4 protein-coding genes and 1 pseudogene are annotated in these 7,302 nt (G+C 59.1%); 4 read left to right on the top strand and 1 reads right to left on the bottom strand.

The window, feature by feature from the left end:
- Together QZ302_RS07505 and QZ302_RS07500 are read left to right on the top strand one after the other, a co-directional pair.
- Positions 1-229: pseudogene (locus QZ302_RS07505) on the top strand (hemolysin); the annotation flags it as partial.
- Positions 230-905: 676 nt separating this feature from the next.
- A complete protein-coding gene (locus QZ302_RS07500) occupies positions 906-1,100 on the top strand; it encodes a hypothetical protein (protein WP_294594134.1) in 195 nt (64 codons plus the stop codon).
- Between the two features lie 97 nt (positions 1,101-1,197).
- On the opposite strand, the gene QZ302_RS07495 is transcribed toward QZ302_RS07500, so the two are convergent.
- The gene (locus QZ302_RS07495) at positions 1,198-3,879 is read right to left on the bottom strand and encodes a valine--tRNA ligase (protein WP_294594131.1); all 2,682 of its coding nucleotides are present in this window, start codon (positions 3,877-3,879) and stop codon (positions 1,198-1,200) included.
- A gap of 208 nt (positions 3,880-4,087) precedes the next feature.
- On the opposite strand from QZ302_RS07495, the gene lon reads away from it, so the two are divergent.
- The gene (lon, locus tag QZ302_RS07490; protein ID WP_294594129.1) at positions 4,088-6,511 is read left to right on the top strand and encodes an endopeptidase La; all 2,424 of its coding nucleotides are present in this window, start codon (positions 4,088-4,090) and stop codon (positions 6,509-6,511) included.
- Between the two features lie 218 nt (positions 6,512-6,729).
- On the top strand, positions 6,730-6,882 hold the full coding sequence (locus QZ302_RS07485) for a hypothetical protein (RefSeq protein ID WP_294594127.1): 153 nt from the start codon (positions 6,730-6,732) through the stop codon (positions 6,880-6,882).
- Positions 6,883-7,302: the final 420 nt, after the last annotated feature.

Here is a 7,302-nt window from a genome sequence, read left to right as displayed (position 1 = left end):
GGGGGGGGGGTATGCGGAGGATTACAAGATTCTGTCGAGGAAGATCAGGGAGGTCAATGAGACGATTCCGCCGCTGATCAATGCGTACATGAGTCTATCGCCGACGATGAAGGTGTTCGACACGGCGCTCAATCCGGATTTCGGGAATGTGGAGGAGACGGGGATTCTCATCACGCTGAGCGAGTTGTATGTCCAAAAGGTGGAACGACATCTGGCGAATATCGAGTAGGGGGGGCCGGGGCGGCGGGGTTTCCGCTATTCGGTCTCGGGTGTGTCGGTGAGGGGTGCCGCCGCCCCGGGCTTTCGCGGCCATATCTATGGGGTGCTGTACAATGTCTGTCTGGGCGGGGGTGGCTGGTCGTCTTCCACAAACGGCATTTACGGCTTGTTCTTGTACTTCCACACGCAAATCCTCAATCCGGGTAACTCGGATGATCGCGCCTACGGTTTTCCGTTGCGGTGTCTCTCGGAATAGACAGGAGGGGTAACGCGTTTTGGGCAGCCTCTACCCTACTTTTGAGCGGAATCCTGCGGCTCGCAGATCCGCCCGGGCCGGAGCCACCCCAGGCGTAGGCCTGCAACGTCGCGATGCTCGTTTTGCCCACGCTGGCTCCGACCCGCTCCTAATCAACCAAAATCTTTGCCCCGTGCTTGGTTCGCACGTGGCCTCTACCCTATTCTCTGTTTCGCATTCTCTGTTCGCGCGCCGGGGGAAATCTTGTCAAAACGTGCCAACACATTTTGACGATTTCCCTTTTTAGGCGTGGCGCGCGGCTGTCCTACAGGAGGGTACTGCCCTTACGCCGGGCGGGCGCACCCTTCGGGTGATTTAATGGCAGCCTCTACCCCCATTCTTTGTCCGCGCGCTGGCGGAAATCTTATTCAAACGCATCACACGCGTTTGAATGATTTCCTACTTCAGCAGTCGCGCGCGGGTCGAGCTCTGTGCCGGACAGAACTGTTCTTTTTGTGAACAAAAAGAACCAAAAAAACTTCAGAGCGCATCCCTACGGGATGCTCTGGCCGGGTCGGCCCGATTGAGCTGGATTTTCAGCGGGCGCGCCGGGGGTGCGGCGACCGAAGGGCGGAAAATGGCCTAATACAAAGCTACGGCGACCTAAAAAGGTCGCCGTAGCTTGTTTGGCTGCGTACTATGCGCGGCTTTCTCCGCTCTCTCTTCTCTCCCAAACCCTGGGATCAAGAGAGGGCGGATAATTGCGCTTCCAAGGTGCGGATCTTCGATTCGGCGTCGGACTGCTTGGCGCGCTCGTTGGCGATCACCTGCTCGGGGGCGTTCTGCACGAAACGCTCGTTCGACAGCTTCTTCTCGACGCTGGACAAAAAACCGCGCATATACTCCAACTCTTTCTCGATCCGCGCGCGCTCGGCGGTGGCGTCGACCTGTACCAAATCGCCTAAGGGCAGGAGGTATTCGGTGGTCTTCACGATAAAGGTCGAGGCGCCGGTCGGTTTCTCGGTGCCGGGAGTCAGGGCGGTTACTGAGGAGAGGTTACCCATCTTCACGAGAATGGGCTCGAACTCGGCGGGATAGTTGTCGTCGGAGACGTAGAGCAGCTCCAGGGGCTCTTTCTGGGCGATGTTCTTCCCTTTCCGCGCGTTACGAATGCCGCCGACGATCTCTTTCACGAGTTCGAAGCGTTCAACAAGGGTAGCGCCGCGGGAGGTAATCTCGCACGGGGCGTAGCGGCTTACCATAATCGACTCGCGCGGCCCCCGATCGGCGATGTAGTGCCATATCTCTTCGGTAATAAAGGGCATGTAGGGGTGGAGCTGCTGGAGGAGCTGCTCGAAGTAGCCGAGGGTGGCGCGATAGGTGACGGCGTCCATCGGTGTCCCGTAGGCGGGTTTCACCATCTCGAGGTACCACCCGGAGAAGTCGTCCCAGAAGAGTCGATACAGGCTCATCAGGGCGTCCGAAATGCGGAACGCGGCAAAATGTTCGTCGATCTCGGCCACGGTGGCGGCGAGTTTCGCACCGAACCACTCAACGGCGACGCGGGCGGATTCGGGCTGGGGCAAGGATGCCCCTTCCGGGGTGTCCCACATCTTGATGAGGCGGAAGGAGTTCCAGATTTTGTTCCCGAAGTTCCGCCCTTGCTCGATCAGGGATTCGTCCCAAATAATGTCGTTCCCGGCTGAGGAGCAGAGCATCATGGCCACGCGCACGCTGTCGGCGCCGTACTTGGCGATCAAATCCAGCGGGTCGGGCGAGTTGCCGAGCGATTTGCTCATCTTCCGACGCAGTTTGTCGCGCACGATGCCGGTCAGATAGACGTTGCTGAAGGGGCGTTCGCCTTGATATTCGTAGCCGGCGATGATCATACGGGCGACCCAGAAGAATAGAATCTCCGGCGCAGTGACCAGGTCGTTGGTCGGGTAATAGTACGCAATCTCTTTGTTGTGCGGGTCGAGGATGCCGTCGAACACGGACTGGGGCCACAGCCACGAAGAGAACCAGGTATCCAGCACGTCGGGATCGCGGGTCAGGTCGGTTTCGGTCAAGGTGTCGTTCCCGCTCTTGGCACGGGCCAAAGCCACCGCCTCTGCCGCGGTCTCGGCGACGACAAAGCCGCCGCCAAGATGCTGCGGAATATAGTAAGCCGGAATCTGCTGACCCCACCATAGCTGCCGGCTGACGCACCAGTCTTTGACGTTTTCCATCCAGTGGCGGTAGGTGTTCTTGAACTTGGCAGGAACCAACTTAATGACATCCTCCATCACTGCCCGCAACGCAGGTTGGGCGAGTTCGTCCATCCGAAGGAACCACTGCATGGAGAGTTTCGGCTCGATAACGGCGCCGCTCCGCTCGGAGGTGCCGACTTTGTTGGTGTAGGCTTCGACTTTTTCGAGCAGACCGGCCTCTTGCAAATCGGTCTCGATCTGCTGACGTACGGCGAAGCGATCCATCCCGACATAAAGCCCGGCGGCTTCGCTGAGGGTGCCGTTGTCGTTGAAGATGTCGATGCTGGGCAGGCCGTGCTTTTCGCCGAGCATGTAGTCGTTCACGTCATGCGCGGGGGTCACTTTCAAGCACCCTGTCCCGAATTCGATGTCGACGTACTCGTCTTCGATCACGGGAATCGACCGCCCGACGAGGGGCACGATCACTCGCCGCCCCTTGAGCCAGGCGTTTTTCGGGTCGTTGGGGTTGATGCACATGGCGGTGTCGCCCATAATGGTCTCGGGACGCGTGGTAGCGACAACGGCGTATTGGGGCGCGGAGGAATCCGAGTCCGGATTTTCGACCATGTAGCGCAGGTAGTAGAGTTTCCCGTGCTCCTCCTTATAAATCACCTCCTCGTCCGAAATAGCGGTCAAGGCCGCAGGGTCCCAGTTGACCATCCGGACGCCGCGGTAGATCTTCCCTTTATTATAGAGGTCGACGAAGACGTGGATGACGGCGTCGCTCAGCCGTTCGTCCATGGTGAATTTGGTGCGGGCCCAGTCGCAGGAGGCGCCGAGTTTCTTGAGCTGTTCGAGGATGATGCCGCCGTGTTTCTCTTTCCATTCCCAGGCGTGGCGAAGGAACTCTTCGCGGGTGAGGTCGCTCTTTTTGATCCCTTCGTTGGCGAGTTTCTGGACGACTTTGGCTTCGGTGGCGATGGAGGCGTGGTCGGTGCCGGGCACCCAGCAGGCGTTTTTGCCTTGCATCCGCGCGCGGCGCACGAGGACGTCCTGGATGGTGTTGTTCAGCATGTGGCCCATGTGCAGCACGCCGGTCACGTTGGGCGGCGGGATCACGATGGTATAGGGCTGGCGGGCGTCGGGTTCGGAGTGGAAGAAGCCGTTCGCCATCCAGTAGGCGTACCATTTGTCTTCTTTCTGGGCGGGGTCGTATTTGGCAGGTATCTCTGTCATTTTGTCCGGTTTTTTAGGGTTCCCTTCGTTTTGCATGCTTTTTGCAAAGCACGCAGAGGGACAAAATTACAAAACTGTTTCCGATTAACCGAACGCTTCGGGGAGGGGGTGGCAAAAAATAAAGCGGAGGGGTTCGGCGTTTTTTTAATATTTTTGCAGAATGCCTCGCTGCGCGGCAGTGGGCCAAATAGTACAGAAAGGTTTGATTATGAGCAAGAAACAAAATACGTGGATCGACCGGTTGTCGGGTATCTCGGATGTGTTGGACGGAAAGAGCCAGGTGATTCCGATCGTGGCGGCGGAGGATGACGAACCGCAGGGGGGGACGTTGCCGGAGTTGTTGCCGATTCTGACGCTGCGCAGTTCGGTGCTCTTCCCGGGGGCGATCACGCCGATTACGGTGGGGCGAGAAAAGTCGATGAAGCTGGTCAAGGAGGTGGAGGAGAACGGGGGGATGCTGGGGGCGTTATTGCAGAAGGAGGCGGAGGTGGAGAATCCGGGGCCGGAGGATCTCTATGCGGTGGGGACGGCGGCACGGATACTGAAGGTGCTGGAGATGCCGAACGGAAACCTGACGGTGATTCTGCACGGGGTGGAAAAGTTTGAAATCAAGGAGTTCGTCAGCTCGGAGCCGTTCTTCAGGGCGAGTGTCAGGCCGCTGAAGGATGTCACGCCGGAGAAGGCGAATATCGAGCTGGATGCGCTGATCGAGTCGGTCAAGGAGGTGGCGCTCAGGATTATCGGGATGTCGTCGAATATCCCGCAGGAGGCGACGTTCGCGATCAAAAATATCGATAGCAGGAGGGGGTTGATCAATTTCATCAGCTCGAATATCGAGTTGCCGGATTCGGATCGGCAGGCGCTGCTGGAGGCGCCGGGGCTGGTGGCGAGGGCGAGGAAGCTGCTGGAGATTCTGGTGAGGGAGCAGCAGCTGATCGAGCTCAAAAACGAGATCCAAAGCAAGGTGAAGGAGGATATCGATCAGCAGCAGAGGGAGTATTTCCTGCAACAGCAGATTCGGACGATTCAGGACGAACTGGGGGGGAATCCGGCGGAAAGGGAGGTGGAGGAGTTGCGCGAAAAGGCGCAGACGAAAAAATGGAGCGAGGGGGTCAAGGAGGTGTTCTTCAAGGAGTTGGATAAGCTGGATCGGATGAATCCGGCGGTGGCGGAGTATTCGGTGCAGATGAATTACTTGCAACTGATGCTGGAGCTGCCGTGGGAGGAGGTGACGAAGGATAATCTGGACTTGAAGCGGGCGAAGCGGCTGCTGGATGCGGATCATTTCGGGCTGGACGATGTGAAGGATCGGATCTTGGAGCACTTGGCGGTGCTGAAGCTGAAGGGGGATTTGAAGTCGCCGATTCTGTGTCTGTACGGGCCTCCGGGGGTGGGGAAAACGTCGCTGGGGAAGTCGGTGGCGGCGTCGCTCAAACGGAAGTTCGGGCGGATTTCGCTGGGGGGGATGCACGATGAGGCGGAGATCAGGGGACACCGACGGACGTATATCGGGGCGATGCCGGGGCGGATTTTGCAGACGATCCGGCGGGCGGGGTCGTCGAATCCGGTGATTATTCTGGACGAGATCGATAAGGTGGGGCAGTCGAATCACGGGGACCCGGCGTCGGCGCTGCTGGAGGTGCTGGATCCGGAGCAGAACAGTACGTTCCACGACAATTACCTGGATACGGAGTACGATCTCTCGAAGGTGTTGTTCATCGCGACGGCGAACAATATCGGGAATATCTCGTCGGCGCTGCGCGACCGGATGGAGATGATCAATGTCAGCGGCTACCTGCTGGAAGAGAAGGTGGAAATCGTCAAGCGGCACTTGCTGCCGAAGCAGTTAGAGGCGCACGGGGTGACGGCGGAGCAGCTCAAGCTGGGCAAGCGGGCGATCGAGAAGATTGTATCGGAGTATACGCGGGAGTCGGGGGTGAGGACGCTGGACAAGCTGATTGCCAAGATTGTCCGCTACAGGGCGAAGGAGATCGGGATGGAGGAGCCGTTCGAGGCGACGGTCTCGCCGGAGGGGGTGGAGAAGATGCTGGGGGTGCCGAGGTTCCTGAACGAGATGTACGAGGGAAATCAGCATGTGGGGGTGGTGACGGGGCTGGCGTGGACGGAGGTGGGGGGGGATATCCTCTACATTGAGTCGTCGCTGAACCGCGGCAAGGGAAATCTGATTATCACGGGGAATCTGGGGGATGTGATGAAGGAGTCGGCGTCGATCGCGCTGGGATGGGTGAAGGCGCATGCGGAGCAGTTGGGGATACGGCAGGAGTTGTTCGAGGAGAACGATATTCACATCCATGTGCCGGAGGGGGCGATTCCGAAGGATGGGCCGTCGGCGGGGATCACGATGGTGACGGCGCTGGCGTCGGTCTTCTCGGGGCGGAAGGTGCAGGCGCGGTATGCGATGACGGGAGAAACGACGCTCCGGGGAAAGGTGTTGCCGGTGGGGGGGGTGAAGGAGAAGATTCTGGCGGCGAAGCGGGCGGGGATTACGGATATCATCCTCAGCGCGGAGAACCGGAAGGATATCGAGGAGATCAAGCCGGAGTATGTCAAGGGGCTGGCGTTCCACTATGTCACGACGCTGGAGGAGGTCTTGAAGCTGGCGCTGGTGTGAGGGGGTGTCTTCGAGGGGGAGGCTATTTGATCGGGAGGCTCTCTGGGGCCTCCTTTCTTTTTATAGGCTTTTTGAGTTTTTTGGGGGCGGGAGGTTTTTGTTTGTGGGCGCCTTTTTTGGGGGAGGCCCCATTTTGGGGGTGGCCTTTTTTGGGGGCCTTTGTTTGTGGCGCTCCATTTTTGGAGGCTGCCCCGGGCTACCGCGATCATGCGGATGGCGTGCAGCGTAGCGTCGGCAACCTCGGTTACAGCTGGTCTTCCGCCACGAGCGGCATCGGCGGCCTGCACTTGGGTTTCCACGTGACGTGGCTCAATTTCAGAGGCCAGGGCCACCGCGGCTACGGTTTTCAGTTGCGTTGCCTCTCGGAATAAACGGGGACGTCGTTCTTGGGGCCGAGGCGGCCCATTCCGAGTGCCGGGAGGCACCTGCCCGCCCGGCGGACGCGTTCGCACCACGGCGGGCGGCTTTTATTACTTAAAAGTAACCGAGCGCCGTACCTTAGGAGGGAAATTCGTCAAAACTCGCTTGCGTGTTTTGACAAGATTTCCGCCAGTGCGCGAACAAAGAATGGGGCTGAGGCTGCCATTTGCCCACCGCGGGCACGCGGGGCCTGCCCGGCCCGAGGGCAGTCTCCTCCTATAGCCAAAGCCGCGCGCCGCCGCCTGAAGAAGCGATTCAGCTATTTCGGCGGTGAGCCGAAATAGAATGAATCGCGCAGGCGCGCGAAAACGCGGCGGAGCGAAAGCGGAGCCGCAGTGAGGCCGACACGGGGCGGAGAATTGGGCTGTGCT

Source organism: uncultured Rikenella sp., from assembly GCF_910579375.1.
Lineage (GTDB): Bacteria > Bacteroidota > Bacteroidia > Bacteroidales > Rikenellaceae > Rikenella.
The sequence above is the reverse complement of the archived record's forward strand: the minus strand, read 5'-3'. Positions and strand labels throughout refer to the sequence as shown.